This is a genomic window from Bradyrhizobium sp. B124 (assembly GCF_038967635.1).
Lineage (GTDB): Bacteria > Pseudomonadota > Alphaproteobacteria > Rhizobiales > Xanthobacteraceae > Bradyrhizobium.
Map to the genome: position 1 here is coordinate 7,442,713 of NZ_CP152413.1, position 17,123 is coordinate 7,459,835.

Below are 17,123 nucleotides of genomic sequence, written 5' to 3' on the forward strand. Positions count from 1 at the left end.
TAAAGCTGTCGGTCCCCGCCCATCGTCGGGCATGCAGGCTTTAAGGCATTGGTCGGCACCGCACAAGGCGAGCAGCGTCGACACGGCGTGTCGGGTGATCGTCTCGATGGAATCGCGATGCTCGTCTGCGGCGCCTTCAACAATGCGCTGCGCTCCAACATTAGGCCGCGCGATCATCGGTCGACATCGGATGACGTCTCGCACGCGGTGCAGCCGGAGAAGCGTGCAATTGTCGAGGAGTTAGTGTTACCGGCTCAGGTCAAGATTCAGATATGCCATCTCAGAGCGCATTGAGACTTACTCGACGCTCAAAGTGCTTGAATCGCCTGTAGCGTCAGGTTGTAGGTCTTCCAAGATCGGACGCCTTTGAAAAACGATTCACACTGGGAACCAACATCGCGAATGTCTCAAGCTTTAAAGGCGGCTGCGCGAGCCGCGTGTGCCGCCGATCTTTGCTGTGCGTTGGTCTTGGCGACAGGACTGTTGCGCGTGGTGGAACGATGATTCGGAAGCACGGCAAAGATGACGCCGGCCCTGCAATAGCACGACGGTTGCTGCGAATACCTGGCCATCTTCCCGGCACCAGGGTGATAGTCACGGGGCAAAGAACAATCATGAAGGATATGCAGCGTAAGAGAGGTTTGGTGAACCAAGACCGACGAGCGGGTTGGACCTCCCGTGCATATCGCGATTCAGCCGTCCATGCTGTGATTGCGATCGCGGCCATGTTGTGCACGGGATGCGGTCACGCGCGAGATCGGAGGTCGGATGAGGTCTTGATGTCGTGCAGACCAGACGTGATGCGCTTTTGCAATCGCTTTACAGGACGTGGAGATGCGGACGCGACCATGTTTTGTCTTCGGGACAATTTCAAAAGCTTGCTTGTCGAATGTCGCCGGGTGATGCCAACCGCGGCGGAAAGAAAGGGACGGGCGAAACGAGGCGTCGACAAGCTTCCGATCGTCCTGCATCGGGAGTGAGCCGCCCGAGCGTCAATCTCAGAATGTAACCGGCAGTCAGCGGTCCAAACGAGGTGGGTGCTGGAGCTTTCGTCAGGCTGGTTGTCTTGAAGCGGATTGATCGGGCTGAAAGCGTCCCTCCGGCTGGAGCGCCGTTGATCCACTGGCGGGCATCCAAGTTCCAGCAATCGATAGCCTCGTTCGGCGATCGAGAGGCGCGCACGCCCGTTGTGAGGTCGTGATGCGATCGGAAGCTCGCATTTTCGGTGCTGCACTAGCTAGTTATCAGCGGTGCAGCCAATTCCGCGGACCTTGAGGCAGTAGTGAAGTTGCCACCGGTTCGCCGAAACTGACCCGGGGGATATACGGTATTCACGTCAGGGCTGGTTACGGCCAGGCATCGTCCTGGAATTCCTACGGTCCGTCAATCTATGGCGACGTCAGCCTAATGCTCCTAGCAGGCGGTCAAATCGCCTATAACCGGCAGCGAAATCGCTTGAATGCTGGCGTTGCGATTTTATTCTATGGCGGCCTTCCAATTCAGAGCTGCTCGTCGCGCGATTAGCGTGGCGTTGACCGTCGCCCTTGAGGGAGTAAATCGAGCACGGGAAGTCACTCACGTTGGCCGCCAATCGACCTTCCGAAGGAACCGCGTGACGCGATTGCTGCGTTCTCGATCGGCGCCAAAGTGGAATCGCTTGGCCCAACTACGGTGCTTTTCGTCGAATTCGCTCCAGTGCTCAGCACCATAGGAAATGCGGTCGCCAAGAGCCGTTCGAAGGCAGAAAGCTGTCCAAGCAGCCGCTTCTCCACGACCTCGCGCTCCGCGCCAGGCAGCCCCGCTCGAAGCAACCTACGACAACGCCAAATCTCGTTTCGCACCCATCTGATCTCACTCAATCTATCATCGATCGACGTCATCACAGATTGCAGATTTAGGTTTACCCGGCGATTTGGAATCATCGAGCATGCGGCCGATATCCGGGCGCAACCGCTCCATGGCGCCGCATACATGCCGAACAGCTGCGTCTAAGAAACTTGCGAGTTGCCCATGTCCTCGGGGAATATGGCGAGCGGTTTGAGGTGTGCAAGGCTCTCATCAACCGGTACCAGCTGACGCTGCGCGTGTGAAAAAGTATTTGCTGCAGATCATTGCGTTTCCCGGCGTTGTGACGGTGTACATCGCATATTTCCTGCACGCTACACGGTCGACGTATATCAGAGAGGTTTAGGCCGGGTCCGACGCCCGAGGAAGCTGACGGTCAAGCAGGAGCTCGTCAGACACAATGCACGCCGCCATGGTCGATGGCACCAAAGTGACATTTGTTTGACGACTTTGTTCGATGCCCAGCCGCTCGGCCTTGGCTTCACCTTAGTCCAGCAGAGCACGACCCGGAACGTGGCGACGTTGACCCCAACGGGCGCAAGTGATGCAAAATGATGGCGACTTTATTGCGCTCGCCTCTCTCCCAGCAGTGGCCAGTCTGGCGCTGCTACCGGCATCGCAATCGGCCTTATCAATCGATAAATGAGCGTGGTGCGCGAGCCCACCAACACCTTGAGAAACCGCGTGGTCGCGACGTTCTTCCTTTGTTGGAAAGCGAGCATGACCGCGATACGCTGCACATGCAACTCGGCCCAAGAATACGCACGGGCCAAGCGTGAGAGCTCTGCCTATCACAGATCATTATTATTATTTCAGTCGGGTTCAGTGTCGAACTCAATAGGCACTCCACTGATAATCATTTGCTATCATCGTCGGCTGTGCACATCCAGCGTCAAGACACCCATTTAACAGCTTGAATCGCACGTTGCGTCAGGTTGTAGTCTCGTAGAGGAATAAAGCAGGCGGGACACGCGTCTATGACTCAGTGGCAAATAGTGATCGGCAGCGACGGCATGCTAATTGCCAATCCTGTCGCTTGCGGGCGACGGGCACGAAAACTAGTTGCATCGTGGGCACGGGGCGACGCTGTGCGGGCTATTGTCAATTGCGCTGCGACAAGCGGGCTCGCGATATGGCATGAGATCATGGAATGATGCAGAATGTGGTCCGGCAACAGCTGCGATCGTATTTATCCCCGCGCAACGAGAACGCGGTGAGTAAACAGCCCAGCGCTAGCAGGCAGATACCTCAACTGCATAGGCGGGTATCCAGAGGCGACGACCGGTCGCATTGAGCGCGTGGCCGCACAGGGCGCTGCGGTGAAAGCTCGGAAGGTCTTATGTCCGCTCAAACTAACTTGACGACGGCGTTGAGCGAAATCGATCGTGCTCGCGATATCGTTGAATTCTCAACTGCAGTGGTCACGCGCGACAAGCAGCTGCGCAAGGCGGATCACGCCGCATTTCTGCAAAAAGCTGCCGTTGAGTTTCAATCTAGATTTCTGCCGAGTTTCGAGGAAAGCATCCGTGCCGGGAGATCGTGGGGCTATGCCACGACATGCAACGCGGTGAGCCGAAAGGCCGGAGGCCAGGCTGGCCGGGACGCTTGCGAGAGAATGGCTTCTCGTGTGTCGCAGCTTGACCATGCGCTGATTGGGAAAGTCGGAACCAGAGCCCTCTCTATATTTACGGCGTCATTCGGTCGGCACTCCAGTAGAGCGGAGTGTCGCAACGGAGCGATCAGAATAGCTAACTTTTGTCGCGAGGAAAGCAGATCGCTTCAACGTTTGAACAATCTGAGCCTGGCAGGGTTGATAAACGGTTTCAGCAAATGGCCGGAAGAGGCTGACTTTCGTCAGGCTGCGGCCGCGATCGCGGGTGAGGTCATTCGCCGTGCGGGTCGCCACCACCAGCTCTCTGACTTTACACAGCAAGGGTTGGTAAGCCTGGTCAACGGCTTCAGCAAATGGCCGGAAGAGGTGGCCTCGCGCCAAGCGGCGACCGCGCTTGCCCACGAAATCCTGCGCCGTCCCGGCCGGCTCTGCGATTTTGCTCAGCAGGGGTTGGCCATCCTCGTGAACGGCTTCAGCAAGTGGCCGGAAGAGCTGCCCTGTGGTCAAGTCACAGTCGCGATTGCGGGCGAAGTCCTTGGACGTGCCGTCCGGTTTTACGAGTTTAGCGAGCAGGATCTGGCGCATTTGGTGAATGGCTTCAGTAAATGGCCAGATGAGGCAGCCTCGCGCCAAGCGACAGTTGCGATCGCAAATGAGCTCTTGCGCCGTGCCGCCCAGCTTCCTCATTATACCCAGCAAGCACTTTCGAATCTTGTGAACGGGTTTTGCAAATGGCCTGAAGATGCGACCTGTCGCAATGCTACGGTCGCGATCGCCGGTGAGGTACTCTGCCGTGCCGCCCAACTCCCTGATCTAACTCAGCAGGGGCTGGCAAACCTGGTGAACGGCTTTGGCAGGTGGCCGGAAGAGGCCGCCTTTCGCCGAGCCGCGGTCGCACTCGCTCGCGAGGTCTTGCGCCGCGCCGCTCAGCTCTGCGATTTCTCACAGCAGGGACTGGCGAATTTGGTGAACGGCTTCAGCAATTGGCCGGAGGAACTGCCTTGTGGTCAAGTGACCGTCGTGCTCGCGGGCGAGTTCCTTCGCCGCGCCGAACGCAAGGCGGGGCTCTCATGTTTCACCGCCCAGGACCTCAGGGGCCTGGTGATCGGTTTCAACAAATGGCCGCAAGAGAGCGCCGCCCGCCAAGCCACGATCACAATAGCCGATGAGGTCCTTCGCCGGGGTGTCCGGCTGTTCGACTTTACCAAGCTGGAATCGGAGAATCTGCTCAATGGCTTTAGCAAATGGCCGCAAGACGCCGCCGGCTATCGGACGATAGCGGAGATCATCAGGCAGCTGCAACTCACGCAAACTGAAGCCGCGCAGCCCCGTGTTGGAGAGAAGCGGACCCGGCAGACGAGATAATCGACCAAAGAAATCTCTCGGCAGTTGTCTTCAATACGCATGATGCAGACGTCTCGAACACGACAATCCGGCGCAGCGAACGCCGCCTGGTGATACGGTTGGCAGCGTTCACATTTCATAGAATTGAGCAAACAATCAGAAGGACGTAGTTCTTGATCGAGGCTGAGAAGGATGTCGTCAACCACATGCTCTCATCATTGACGACCAGCGTGTTGCAGAATCGCATCACGCCATCCGACGAACAGGTGATGCATCATTTCGGGCTAGCCTGCGAAAGAGCGGGGCTGATTGCGACGGAAGAGGCGGCAATCCGGATCCTGAAGCGTGTCTCACGCGAGATCAACAAGGCAAAGTCAATGCTCGAGTTCATCGGTCACGGCATGGATCGGTTGCAATGAGCTGAACGTAGAGAAATATCCGTCGTATCACTGCAGATGCAGCCGTTTGTTCAACCGACAATGGGAGCGAACCAAGAGCCGGGTCATCGTCGCTTGTCCGTCGAAATCTGCGAGAGCATGAGCCGATGTTGGAAGATCGCTCCTCGCGGCCGATGTTAGAACAGGAGGAAGCTTGTCATCGAGAATGACATAATCCAGGACCCAGGCCTTTGTCGATTGCGCCGAGAGCGCGCGCCGGCTTGAAAAGGTACTCTCGACTGCTCTTTACGGGTGAAGAATCCTTTATCGCAGTTCCACACGTCCACCTCCTCTTGGGGAATGGATGGCGCGCCGGAACTTCAGTGTGCCCTTGTGCCCCGCAGGCTTTCGATATTCGTCGCTCGAGATCGATAGGGTCCCCGCAGCATCACACTCGAGTCAAGGTCGCGAAACATGGTGTAATTTCGTCGGATCCACTGATGCAACTCGGTGGACCAGTCCTTCTCGTTGCGCAGATATCCGGTGAAGGAAAAGTTAAGTCGATCGATATATCTCTTGAGAAACAGCGGCAGCGCGCGAATCCGTAGTACACGCTCGCCATCCATCGCATCAGGTAAACTGTCGCGCAACACGAATTCATTGTGGACAGTGACCAGCGCCGCCGGCGGAATCCGCCGCCGCAGCATGTCATAACTACGAAAGGAGATGCGGTCAGCGCCCGCGACGAAAAAGATAATAGGCGCGACATAGCAGCGCATCGTCTCCTTCATAAAGCCGATCTCCTCGCACATCTTGAAGAATTCATCAAAGGCATGGAAACCGAGATCGATCACCTTGGCGACCCCGTCGTGGATGATCAGCGGGTCCATCAACTGCATCTTGCCGTAAGTATCGATCACATCTGCGGTCTCCGTGATGTTGGGGAGGTAATCGAGCAATGACGGCTCCTTCAGACTGACATCGAAGGAGAGCGCCTTGCCATTTTTTAGCAGCAAGAACTCGCTCAGGAGGCGAGCGATGAGAGTTTTGCCGACCTGCGGGCTAGGAGAGCAGATGATGTAGATGGGGGTTGCTAACATAGCCAGCAGATCAATCTCGTTTCGTATTGGGCTCAACCCGTCGCTCGCCGATAATGCGACTACTTCTCGTCGCCACGGCCGGCTGACTTAGCTCCGGTCAATTCCGTCAAGCCGATGCGATCAAATTCGCTCCAGACATTTGCCAGCCAATGTCGAACATAGCCGCGCAGCACGAAGGAGTTATTCGCCGGCTCATCGTTCCGTCCCTTGTTTGCGACGAAGTCAACGAATGGGACGGAAGCGACTTCGACCTGCTCATAGGCCATCTCGTTAAGTTTCGGTATGGTCAACTCGGTCGCATGCTTGACGCGGTGAAAATAGGAATTATAGGTCGGCTGGTCCCACTGGAAGAATTGAGTGTCGTTGATGAAGTTTTTGACCAGATAGTATTTTGCGCCGTTCATGTAGGTCGCGGTCTCGGCGATCTCGTCCAGCGAAGCGATAGATGATCCCAAGATATGGAATACGGCAAAGGTGATCTGTCCAGACCGCGCCGCATCCAAAAACCCGATGTCGCGCAAGGAGGCCAGTGCGGAGGACAGTAAGCCGGCGCGCGCATCGATGACGGTGACGGAAAGCCCTGAGTTCAGGGTATCGAAGATCTTCATCTGGTCCGCGGTCGTTGTCATATCGACGATCTCGGTGATCTCCGGATAGAAGCGCTTCAGCGTCCCCCGCGGCGACTCCGTGTCGAATGCGCGTGTTTGCACGTTATTGACTCTGAAGTAGTCCAGAAGCGTCCGTGATACGGTCGTCTTGCCGACACCTCCTTTGTCCGCACCCACCACAATCACAACTGGCTTCACCATGGAAATCTCCTGAGACACTCGTTATTGCCGCGCGCGAAGCACGCTATCGGCGAGTACCTGCTTTGGATGCGAACATGGCAGAAAGAAGGGGCAATCGAATCTTTGATACGAGACGCGCGACTGGTCGACATTTCCTAACATCAAGCCAGTGAGGCCGCTTGATTGCAAAGACGATGCAGGTCGAGAACGGCAGCTAATCACTCGTACTCGTGATCTATGTGAGGTTTGTGAGGAGCTGGAAGAGTTCGAAGAATCAGCTGCACGCCTGTGATCATCGTCACGATCACCATCAGCCGGTTATTCCTGCCGATCTTAGATCGACATCAAACCACTTGAATCTTACGTGGCGTCAGATTGTAAGCTTGCTGGTAGCGCCATCGAGGCGGTGCTGCGCAGGCGAAGTGAGAAAGGGTCGCGACTCAAATACGTCCAACTACGGCGTGGCCGATATCAAGCATCTCCTCGATAGTCTCTTTTTCACCAGAACGCGAAGTGGCTAGTCGACTCCTGAGATGACGGTGCAACGATCGAGCTCTCAAGTCTGCTGAGAGAACATCGAGATGTGCGAGCGTTGGAATGCGTCATGACGCACATAGCAATGACCAGCACGCCGTCGCCGAAGGTGTTTTCGCTTTCGACGTTCAGCCCGAAATCCTTGGTGACCTTGAGATAGCCGGCTTCGGCCTCGAGGATGCGTCTGTCCGTTGGTTCACTGCTTCGAAGAAGCTTGCCAATGACATGCGCGCGCGAGTCCTGATCGTCCACCATCGGGGCTGGGTACCAGAGCCCATCTTTCGACTGGGTGAGCGCGACCTTCGGCCAATCTCCCCGAAGACCCGATGATCCGGACGCGAGCCTTGAGAAGTGATCCGCGACTTCCAGGAAGGTTGCGTCGCGGTTCAGGATCTCTTCCATGGTCGCTCCGACGTGGATCATCTTGGCGAGCTGCTCGGCCTCCAAAAGATGCGCCTCCTTGACGCGGAGATTGCCGACGGGGGATCCAGCGGACCGCTTGAGCAGTTCGATTTCGGTCGAGGCGGCTTTCGGATCGAGTCGCATAAATTCTGCGATGCGTGCCGGCTTCCAACAGGACGCCTCCTCCCTCGTGAGACTGCGCTTCGTCCAGGTGAGGAATGGCCGAACGGCTAATGTAGAGCTTGCCCGAGGGAACGCGCAGACGCGGCATTATCTGATGCAACGTGCTTCGAGGTCCGAAATCGCGCGCGGCGATAACCGCAACTATCGAAGCAGGGCGGCCTTGCAGAAGATCGGGCGTCGACATCTGCCGGCTCGCCCATGGGTAAGGTCCTGATGCGTCAGGCAAGCGCTTTAGGACCTGCCGAGAATTTCCGTTGGCGAGTTGCAGGCGAAGTCGCTAGCCAAAGTCTCCGCTATTGCCAGCTCGACGCGCGCCCCCACGGCTAGGCACCGTTCGGCATGAGCCGAATACTTGTCGACGATTGCCTTCGATGGACGTTCGGAACCGGGGGGCTTGGGATCGAATCGGTATGCAGATCATCACGCGAACAGGGCCCTTTCGCACTCAGCCTGACGACCTGCTTTCGCGTGCGAGCACATGTTCCGAAAGCATATTGCGCAGGGGCCGCCGCTTCCTGTGATTCAACCTTGGTCCAACATTTTGAGCCGGATTCTGTGCCAGCGGTAGCCGTGCTCCAGTTCCCACCGCAATCAGTGAGAGTGGACAGCGAGGCTATTGCTACGCGCCTGGGTTCCCTAGAAGTCAATTGGATTTCCCTGGTATTGTGGGTGTGGCGTCTAGCTTCTCGGCTGGCGATGTGGTCGCCGATGGCACGGTGGCCGACTGAGCTCCGTCCATTGGGGAGCGGCCGACGATAATGGTGAGCAGGCCCTGGCCCCACAGCCGTTGCGCGACCCTCTTGGCGTCCTCCAGCGTCACCGCATCGACCACGGCGTTGTGCTCTTCGAAATAGTCGATCGGCAGCTTGTCAAGCTGATGCTGCAGCAGCGTTTGCGCAAGCTTTGATGTTGTGTTGAGGGCCAGCACTTGCGAGCCCTTCAGGTAAGACTTTGCATCATCGAGTTCCTGCTGGGTCGGGCCTTCCTCGGCGATGTGGCGGATTTGCTTCTCAATCTGTTCGACCGTGTCGCCGGCGCGATCGGTGCTGGTGCCGCTACTGCCGACAAACATGGCCGAATGATCCATCCAGACGAGGTGCTCACGGACGAAATAGGCAAGCCCGCGCTTCTCGCGGACTTCGCGGAACAACCGCGACGTCAGACCGGCGCCGCCAAGGATTTGGTTGACGACATAGGCCGCCATGAAATCGGGCTCGCTGCGGCGGACGCCGGGACCACCGAAAGTCACAACTGTCTGCGGCACATCGAACGGGATGAAGACGCGCTGCGGCGGCCTTGCTGCGACAATGTCGGAGACCGGCGTCGATTCCGCCTTGGCCGGCAGGCCGCCAAAGGTCCTGTCGAGCAATGTGCAGAGAACCTCCGGATTGACGTCGCCGACGACCGCGATCTTGAGCGTCTCTTTTGCGATCACGCGTCGGAGGTAGCCCTTGAGATCCGCGACCTCTATCTTCGGCACGCTTTCGATCGAGCCCCCAGTTGGGCGAGCATAAGGATGATCGTTAAAGGTGACTTCGAGGAACTTGCGATTGGCGAGCGAGGAAGGATCAGTCGAGTCGTACCGAAGGCGCGCAAGCTTGCTGGCACGGATCCGTTCGACATCGGCCGGGTTGAAACGCGGTGAGGTCAGCGCCATTCGTAACAGCTCGAAGGCCTCGTCCGCGTTGTCGTTGAGCGTGCGCAGGGCGCCGCGGAAGTGATCGTGGGGCGAGCGAAAGCTCAGCTCTATGGCACGACGGTCGAGCCGCTCATGAAAGGTCTTGAAGTCAAGATCGCCGGAACCTTCCTTGAGCAGGCCAGCAACCATGTGGCCGACGCCGGGTTTGTCGGTGGGGTCCTGGGTCGCGCCGCCCGCGAAGGCGTATTCCATGGCGATCAACGGGACAGTGGAATCTTGCACGAACCAGGCTTCTATACCGCAAGACGAGACCAGGCGCTTGATCTTGGTCGCGGCAAGCGTCCTGGCCTTGGCAAGCGGAGCGGGCGAGGCGAGCATCGCGATTGAGAGCGACGCTCCGCCGAGGAGGACCCCACGTCGTGTGCAAGAATAGGTCACTGTAGCTTCTCCTCGTGTTTTGGCGCTGACTCTTTGATGAGATAGCCGGTCACCGAGCGTTTCTTGTCGAGCCATTTCCGCGTTGCCTCCTGCACCTGCTGTGCACCGACGGCGCGGATGCCATCCGGCCAGCCTCGAATATCATCGATGCATAGTCCCGTCGTCAGACCGCTGCCATACCAGCTCGCGAGCATTTCCTGATCGTCCTGGGCGTAGATTGCCTGCGCGATCAACCGCGTCTTGACGCGCTCGAGATCTTCGGTGCTCGGGGGGGTATGCGCAATGTCGGCGATCACCTCGTCGATGCCGCGCTCAATCTGATCGAACTTGACGCCAGGTTTTGGTATGGCGGTAATCACGAACTGCGAGGGATCGAGCGCGGCAGCGTGGTAGCTCGCCTCGACACTGACCGCGAGCTGCTTGTCGATTACCAGCGTGCGATAGAGATATGAGTTGACGCCACCGCCCATCAGTTGCCCGAGCACATCAAGCACTCGACTCTCCGAAGTGCGAGCCGACGGCACGAGATAATAGCGGCGCAAGACTGGCTGCTCGACGCGGGGATCGGTCAGCGTCACGGTGCGCGACGCAGCCGGCGTCGGCTCCAGCGGTCGCAGGCGTTCCGCGGGGATCGAAGGTTGCGGGGGGATGGCACCAAACTTCTCCTCCACCACGGGGCGGATTTCCTTGGGATCCACGTCACCAGCGATGATCAGGATCGCGTTGTTCGGTGCATAGAAGCGCTTGTAGAAGGCAAGCGCGTCCTCGCGGTCCAGCTTTTCGATCTCCTGCCGCCACCCGATAATAGGGCGACCGTAGGGGTGGTTGAGGTAAAGCGACGCCATCATCTGCTCAGTGAGCCGCTCGCCGGGATTGTTGGCGACGCGCATATTGAATTCCTCCAGCACGACATCGCGCTCGGACAGCACATTCTCATCTTTGAGAATGAGACCGGTCATGCGGTCGGCTTCAAATTCCATCATCTTGCCGAGCTGCTCGCGTGGCACGTGCTGGAAATAGCTGGTGTAGTCGAATCCGGTGAAGGCGTTTTGCTTGCCCCCGACGCGCAGCACGGTCTGGGAGAATTCATTCGCCGGATGTTTGGAGGTGCCCTTGAACATCAGGTGCTCGAGGAAATGCGCAAGCCCTGATTTGCCTGGCGGCTCGTCGGCGGAGCCGACCTTATACCAGATCATCTGAGTCACAACGGGCGTACGATGATCCGCAATCACCACCACCTGCAGGCCGTTCTGAAGCGTGAAGCTGGCTGGTCGATCCGACTTGACCGAGTCCTCGGCAAATACGATGCCCTCTTCAGGAAAGTATAAGTCAGTGCTACAATCTGTTCTGTGCTCGACCGCCAGCGCGGTGCGCGTCGTCGGGTCGAAGGCACCAGCGGCGGTACCTTGCGCCTTGGCAGTGACCGAACTCCGGTTCTTCATGGCATCGCCTTTCGTTCCCATGGTGATCCACGTTTGTGGCGGGCAATCGACAAAGCGGCGAGCCGCACGCCGTTTGGCATGCAGCAGAGCAAAGGCCGGGCCAATTGCCCGATGGCCTGCGCACGGCGGCGCGGCACGCCAAGTGGACGCAAAACAGAACCGGCGCGTATGTTCTGGTCAAAGGTCGACGGTCGGCATGTCGTGAACACGACATTGCGTACGTCGCACGACAACCTGGTGCAATGCCAGAATGGAAACTTACGGGGAAGGTAAACTGAGCGGCGATGTGACGTCGGCTCAACTTTCGCCAGGCACGCTGTTACACATCTCGCTCTACACCGTGAGTGGCCTGGAAATATTTCTCATGATCGCGAGGCGGGAGCCGGCGAGCAGCTCCTTGGAGTACACTCCGCCGAAGTAGTCCAGGACGAAGGTGCCAGAATAGCGTAGATGATCGGTAGCGCGGATCAGGTTATCGAGAATTGGGCCCACTTGGCCAATGCGGTCGCGGTAGCGCGCACGGATAACGTTAAAGGCGTTCATCGAGTGGACCGCCTCGTCGGCAATTACCTCCCGCAACCAATGATGGAACGTGTTGTTCCCAAGGGCGTCATAAAATGGCTTTTCTGCTGCATAGGCGCGGCAAGTGCACATCTCATCGAATGCGATCATAACCATCAGGGATAATTCGTCCTTCAGGTGTTCGCCGATCGGGCCAAATCATGCGATCGAGCGTCCAATCTCCTCCGAAGATCCTTTTCGGATCCATTAGCGACGAGTTCAATGATGCGGATGAAGCCATCGGTGTGGCGCTCTTCATCGGCCTCCCAGGCATTGAAAAACGCCCCAGCTTCATCGGTCGCGATCAGTTCGGGCTGACAATTCTTGTCTCAAATGCCTGGCGTCGTACTCGGTGTACAGATCAGGCCACAATTTGTCCCAACGTGCGCGTACAACCGATGGCTCGGCGGTGAACATCGCTGGCGTAAGAGCGTGAAATAGCTCTCTTGGACTCCAGCGCCGCCGAACCGGCGTGGTCATCCGAGTGCTCCTATCGCGAGCGGCGCGAGCGCTCCGGCGCGCGAACTATCGCCCGAACACTCGCAAAGCCTATTTGCTATGAACAAAAACACGCCGTCACCTCCTTGCTTTGGTGGGATGCAATTGCGGCTCTGCGGACCGTAGCACTTGAGCAGTTCGGAAACGCCTTGAGTGCGTCGTTAGACAGTGGAAATGGTCATGCCCGTTCTTGGTGGCTTGAATGATGAGCTGCCGCTGCTTTCGGCGGAGCTCGGCCCCTTTTCATTGCGGGGATCCCGGCCCGCCGCATGCTTGTGGTCAACGCAATAGCAGGCTTGCGAGCTCGATGAGCCATGGCGACTAAACCTGCAGAGCCGCCGGGGGCATTGACCGTGTTCGACAAACGCGCGATGGATATCGATGGCGCGCGCTAGCCGGCGAGTCCGACGCGGCCTGCGCACGGGAAAGCGGACAAGCTGATTTGCGTAAACCGCAATCCCTCCGGTCCGACCCGGTGCAGGAAGTTTGATGTCGGTAATCAAAGCGTTACATGCCGAAGGCATCAGATGCGGGTCCGACCCGTGCCAAGGCTGATCTGGCTAATCACATGAGCTGTCTCAGTGTGAGCCTGTGCGATCTACATAAAGTCGTATTCATCGTCGTCGGAATCTTGCGCGGGATTTGTCGCACTCCCGCCACGCTTGGCATCGCCACTGCCATTGCCTTCAGCTGCGGCAAAATATAAAGGAGGTTTGCCTTCTCGCTGCCATTTGCCCTCGCTGTTCTTCTTCCACTTGTCCGCGCGCTTGGTGGGGTCAAGCACCATCATCGAATCGCTTACCACAACAAAGCCCAATGCTCGTGCGCGAGCTTTCGCTTCGGGGTTGAAAGAGTGAGAGAGGACGAGTGGTTCGTTGCCATCGAGCCGGAGCTGATGTTCCAGCAGAATATCGCCCGCGTTATCGACAAGTGGATGAGTAACACGGAAATCTATCGTTGACGTGATTTCATCTCGCCCAGGAAACGTCTCCCGCCAAGCATTGTCGCCTTTGAACAGCTCGCTCATGGGGCCGCCGGGTTCCGTTCTCAGGAGCCCAACGCTTTTGTTACTTTGTTACCGAGCTGATAGCTGAAATATCGCGCCTCCTCCGAACCGGCTTTCGTGCCGAAGCGAAACGGGATGTCCGCCGTGCGCTGGGCTTTCTGGGAAACGGGACGGGAATACCGCTGCGGATGCGCAGCGATATTCGCTATGTCGTCGCCATAAAACTCCGCTAGCTTGTCCTCGAAGGTAGCCTCGAGATCTCAACCACCGGCGGCTCGGAAACCAAAGAGTAGGGCCGGGTTGCTGTGGAAGATGAACCAGCCTGCGAACCCGTGGTTGCTAAATTCAGCGCGGAAAACATGTCCGCGAATCTTTGGCTATCCTCATCAGCGCAGGGGTCATGGGTGGCGCGCTGTCGCGTTTCATCGGAAACACTTGCGGCGTGAGTGATGGATGAGTCATTGATGCGGGTATACATGGCGATTCGCATTCCTATCGACGACGTTGCTTCGCGGGAACTGGCCCTTGCGCCTTGGTGCGACTCATAGTCAGCCTAGCTGTCGGCAAGCTGACAGCTAGGCATCGAGCATCGGCGGATCGTGCTTGTTCGCCCCGCTACCTCGATCGGTCCAACGCGTGCCCGCCGTCCGTTTGCGGTTGTAGACTGGCGTTCCCGGTCGCCGGCTTCCCATCAAGTGCGAGCGACAATTTGAGATTGTTGCGCAACATCAGATTTGCGGGTTCTGTTTGGAGAGCTTGGCGGTAGAGCGCTTGCGCCTCGTGATGGCGGCCCTCGTGATCGAGCACGACACCCTTGGCATTCAGCGCGCGCAGGTCGCCGGGGACTGCCAGTAACACGGTATCAAGCACATCAAGCGCTTCATCCGGGGATTTGCGCGCCAAGAGGGCCCGCGCAAGAGGAATCGCCGCATCGATGTTGTCCGGTTGTTGCTTCAACGTATCGCGCAGAGTCTGCTCATCAGAATCCCGACCGAGAGCGTGCGAAATGCGTTCGCGCATAGCAGGATCGATCTGCTTGGCGTCGGCTAGGTCTGATCTGAACATTTGCTGGACTGGGAGACCCGACCGCTCCGAGGTGGCGCAACCTGCCAGCAGTACAATGGCGAGGAGGGCTGAGCACGAGTTCGGACGAAAGGAGCACAAGTGCCGCCCGATGTTTGTCTCATACGAATTCATAGGCTGCCTCATGGCGACATGCCGTGGCTCTGTTAGCTCGCAGCGGTAAGGAGCCCAGTACGCTCCGTGGAAGGAGCCTGGTCCTTGGCAGCCGGAAGCTTGACCGATCCAATCGGCTGGACCGTGAAATCCGAGGCAAGATCCTGATAGGACAGAACGGGCAAATCGATCCCGTTGCGAGTGAGGAAACCGCGTACGAAACGCCGGATATCCATCGAACCGAGAATGACGGGCTGGCTCTGATTTTGCGCGATGGTGGACTGGATCTGACGGAACTGTGCAAGCAGCTTCTCGCTCTGCCAATCGTCCAAAACCAGGTACGGGCCAACAGCGGTTTCGCGCACCGCGCCGCGCACAATATCCTCGGTCTCACGCTCGATGATAAAGGCGGCCACAACACGGTGGGCATTGGCATAGCGAAAACAGATCTGCCGCTTCAGAGCGGCACGAACATATTCAGTGAGCAGGACGGCGTTTTGCTCGCGTTCACTCCATTCTGCCAGTGCCTCCAGGAGCAGGCGGGTGTTGCGAATTGGAATACCCTCATCGAGTAGACGGCGCAGGACCTCGGCGATTCGAGGGATTGTCGTCGTACGCAGCACCTCCTTTACCAGATCAGCGTATTCCTGCTCCATCCGGCTGAGCAATTGGCGGGTCTCTTGAATGCCTACCAGGCGCTGTGCGTAGCGTGTCAATGTGGAATGGAGACGTAAAGCAAGAATTTCGCTCGAGCGGTGGTGTCCAATTCCGGCGGCTTTAAGCGCAGCTGCATGGCGTTCTTCGATCCATACGCGAGCCGTCTCCGGATCTTGCCGAAAGGGGATGCCGCTTAGTTCAATGTTCGCGATATCATCGTTGAGCGCGAGTTGCGTCGGATCGATCACATCTCGTTCAACCGGCACGCTGTCGACATCTATCCTGAACTGCGACTTTGACAGGTTCTGGTCAATCTGGGCCGGGATACGCGGAATCGTGATTCCAAGGTCTGCCGATACCAACGTTGAAACGCGCGCGATGCGTTGTTCCAACTCGTCCTTGTCGATCGAATACGTCAAGTTCGGCGCAAGGAATAACGCAATCGGAAGGGCTTCCGCATGAGCGGCTTGCTTCTGTGCCGGAGCCGGAGCCGAAGCCGAAGCCGAAGCGGTGACATTTTCGCCTGTATTAGCGGCAGCCTTGTCGTTTTTCGCACCGACTTTGACATAGCTTGCGGCAGCGAAGAGCACGGCCAAGGTGACGAACGGGGGCAACGGGAAGCCAGGAATGAGTCCCATCAACAACAAGACGCAGGCCGCCAGCCGAAGCGCTTGTGTGCTCGCCGTAAGTTGATTGACGATATCGGCGCCAAGCTTGAGCTTGGTAGGCCCGTTGACGCGCGTGACGATGGTCGCGGCCGTAATCGACAGCAGCAGAGCCGGAATCTGAGAGATGAGCGCATCGCCGATCGTCAGCAGCGTATATTGATGCAGCGCCTCATCGAGCGACATGCCCTTGGAGAGGAGGCCGATGCTGATCCCGCCCAGCATATTGATGCAGATGACGATCAGCCCGGCGATTGAGTCGCCCTTCACAAACTTCATGGCACCATCCATGGCGCCATGAAGTTGGCTTTCTTGCTCCAGTGTGGCGCGCCGGCGACGTGCCTCGTGCTGATCGATATGGCCATTGCGCAGCTCCGCATCGATCGCCATCTGCTTGCCCGGCAGCGCGTCGAGCGTGAAGCGCGCCGACACCTCTGCGACGCGTTCGGCGCCTTTGGCAAGAACCATGAACTGCACCATGGTCACGATGAGGAATATGACGATTCCGACAGCAATATTTCCCGAAATGACGAAGTCGCCAAACGTGTGGATGATGCTGCCCGCGTCGCCCTCAGCAAGAATAAGCCGCGTTGTTGCGATGGTCAGCGCGAGACGGAATACCGTCGAAATCAGGATGACGCCCGGCAGCGACGAAAAATCAAGCGGCGTGCTGAGATAGAGGGCAACCATTAGCAGCAATATGGCAAAGCCAAGGTTGAAGCCGATAAGCATGTCAATCACGATGATCGGGATCGGCATGATCATCATGCCGATCGCCAGAAGCAGCATCAGTGCGACCATGATATCCGGATGGGCCGGTGCGCGGGCGACGAGATTTCGTAGGTGCCTGGCCATG

12 protein-coding genes are annotated in these 17,123 nt (G+C 57.8%); 3 read left to right on the plus strand and 9 right to left on the minus strand.

Annotated elements, in window-relative coordinates; translation table 11 throughout:
• Nucleotides 1-48: 48 nt before the first annotated feature.
• From AAFG13_RS35410 to AAFG13_RS35420, 3 genes are all read left to right on the plus strand, one after another.
• Nucleotides 49-294, plus strand: a complete 246-nt coding sequence (locus tag AAFG13_RS35410) for a hypothetical protein (protein WP_342709704.1) — start codon at nucleotides 49-51, stop codon at nucleotides 292-294.
• 2,890 nt (nucleotides 295-3,184) lie between these two features.
• Nucleotides 3,185-4,822 (plus strand): hypothetical protein, encoded by a 1,638-nt coding sequence (locus AAFG13_RS35415; protein WP_342709705.1) that lies wholly within the window; start codon nucleotides 3,185-3,187, stop codon nucleotides 4,820-4,822.
• A gap of 152 nt (nucleotides 4,823-4,974) precedes the next feature.
• Entirely contained in the window at nucleotides 4,975-5,220 is a 246-nt protein-coding gene (locus tag AAFG13_RS35420; RefSeq protein WP_342709706.1) for a hypothetical protein, read from the plus strand.
• 338 nt (nucleotides 5,221-5,558) lie between these two features.
• Here the strand turns inward: AAFG13_RS35420 and AAFG13_RS35425 are convergent, their stop codons facing one another.
• The 9 genes from AAFG13_RS35425 to sctV all read right to left on the minus strand — a co-directional run bounded on the left by AAFG13_RS35425 (nucleotide 5,559) and on the right by sctV (nucleotide 17,122).
• Nucleotides 5,559-6,278: a hypothetical protein gene (locus AAFG13_RS35425; RefSeq protein ID WP_342709707.1), complete on the minus strand. Its 720-nt coding sequence runs from the start codon at nucleotides 6,276-6,278 to the stop codon at nucleotides 5,559-5,561.
• Between the two features lie 59 nt (nucleotides 6,279-6,337).
• A complete protein-coding gene (locus AAFG13_RS35430) occupies nucleotides 6,338-7,087 on the minus strand; it encodes a hypothetical protein (protein ID WP_342709708.1) in 750 nt (249 codons plus the stop codon).
• Between the two features lie 477 nt (nucleotides 7,088-7,564).
• Complete coding sequence (locus AAFG13_RS35435) at nucleotides 7,565-8,146, minus strand: hypothetical protein (RefSeq protein ID WP_342709709.1); 582 nt, start codon at nucleotides 8,144-8,146, stop codon at nucleotides 7,565-7,567.
• 682 nt (nucleotides 8,147-8,828) lie between these two features.
• The gene (locus AAFG13_RS35440; RefSeq protein ID WP_342709710.1) at nucleotides 8,829-10,202 is read right to left on the minus strand and encodes a pitrilysin family protein; all 1,374 of its coding nucleotides are present in this window, start codon (nucleotides 10,200-10,202) and stop codon (nucleotides 8,829-8,831) included.
• A 56-nt stretch (nucleotides 10,203-10,258) separates the two neighbouring features.
• Nucleotides 10,259-11,725: a pitrilysin family protein gene (locus AAFG13_RS35445; protein ID WP_342709711.1), complete on the minus strand. Its 1,467-nt coding sequence runs from the start codon at nucleotides 11,723-11,725 to the stop codon at nucleotides 10,259-10,261.
• A 312-nt stretch (nucleotides 11,726-12,037) separates the two neighbouring features.
• Entirely contained in the window at nucleotides 12,038-12,382 is a 345-nt protein-coding gene (locus AAFG13_RS35450) for a hypothetical protein (protein ID WP_342709712.1), read from the minus strand.
• A gap of 979 nt (nucleotides 12,383-13,361) precedes the next feature.
• Entirely contained in the window at nucleotides 13,362-13,790 is a 429-nt protein-coding gene (locus AAFG13_RS35455; RefSeq protein ID WP_342709713.1) for a hypothetical protein, read from the minus strand.
• Between the two features lie 594 nt (nucleotides 13,791-14,384).
• Nucleotides 14,385-14,789: a tetratricopeptide repeat protein gene (locus AAFG13_RS35460; RefSeq protein ID WP_342709714.1), complete on the minus strand. Its 405-nt coding sequence runs from the start codon at nucleotides 14,787-14,789 to the stop codon at nucleotides 14,385-14,387.
• A 209-nt stretch (nucleotides 14,790-14,998) separates the two neighbouring features.
• Nucleotides 14,999-17,122, minus strand: coding sequence for a type III secretion system export apparatus subunit SctV (gene sctV / locus AAFG13_RS35465; RefSeq protein WP_342709715.1), 2,124 nt, complete (start codon nucleotides 17,120-17,122; stop codon nucleotides 14,999-15,001).
• Nucleotide 17,123 lies beyond the last annotated feature (1 nt).

Excerpts from the sequence above, each read along its gene's own strand:
- AAFG13_RS35415 (WP_342709705.1), top strand. The coding sequence starts at position 3,185 with ATGTCCGCTCAAACTAACTTGACGACGGCGTTGAGCGAAATCGATCGT.
- AAFG13_RS35425 (WP_342709707.1), bottom strand. The coding sequence starts at position 6,278 with ATGTTAGCAACCCCCATCTACATCATCTGCTCTCCTAGCCCGCAGGTC.
- AAFG13_RS35430 (WP_342709708.1), bottom strand. The coding sequence starts at position 7,087 with ATGGTGAAGCCAGTTGTGATTGTGGTGGGTGCGGACAAAGGAGGTGTC.
- AAFG13_RS35435 (WP_342709709.1), bottom strand. The coding sequence starts at position 8,146 with ATGCGACTCGATCCGAAAGCCGCCTCGACCGAAATCGAACTGCTCAAG.
- AAFG13_RS35440 (WP_342709710.1), bottom strand. The coding sequence starts at position 10,202 with ATGCTCGCCTCGCCCGCTCCGCTTGCCAAGGCCAGGACGCTTGCCGCG.
- AAFG13_RS35445 (WP_342709711.1), bottom strand. The coding sequence starts at position 11,725 with ATGGGAACGAAAGGCGATGCCATGAAGAACCGGAGTTCGGTCACTGCC.
- AAFG13_RS35450 (WP_342709712.1), bottom strand. The coding sequence starts at position 12,382 with ATGGTTATGATCGCATTCGATGAGATGTGCACTTGCCGCGCCTATGCA.
- AAFG13_RS35455 (WP_342709713.1), bottom strand. The coding sequence starts at position 13,790 with ATGAGCGAGCTGTTCAAAGGCGACAATGCTTGGCGGGAGACGTTTCCT.
- AAFG13_RS35460 (WP_342709714.1), bottom strand. The coding sequence starts at position 14,789 with ATGCGCGAACGCATTTCGCACGCTCTCGGTCGGGATTCTGATGAGCAG.
- sctV (WP_342709715.1), bottom strand. The coding sequence starts at position 17,122 with ATGGCCAGGCACCTACGAAATCTCGTCGCCCGCGCACCGGCCCATCCG.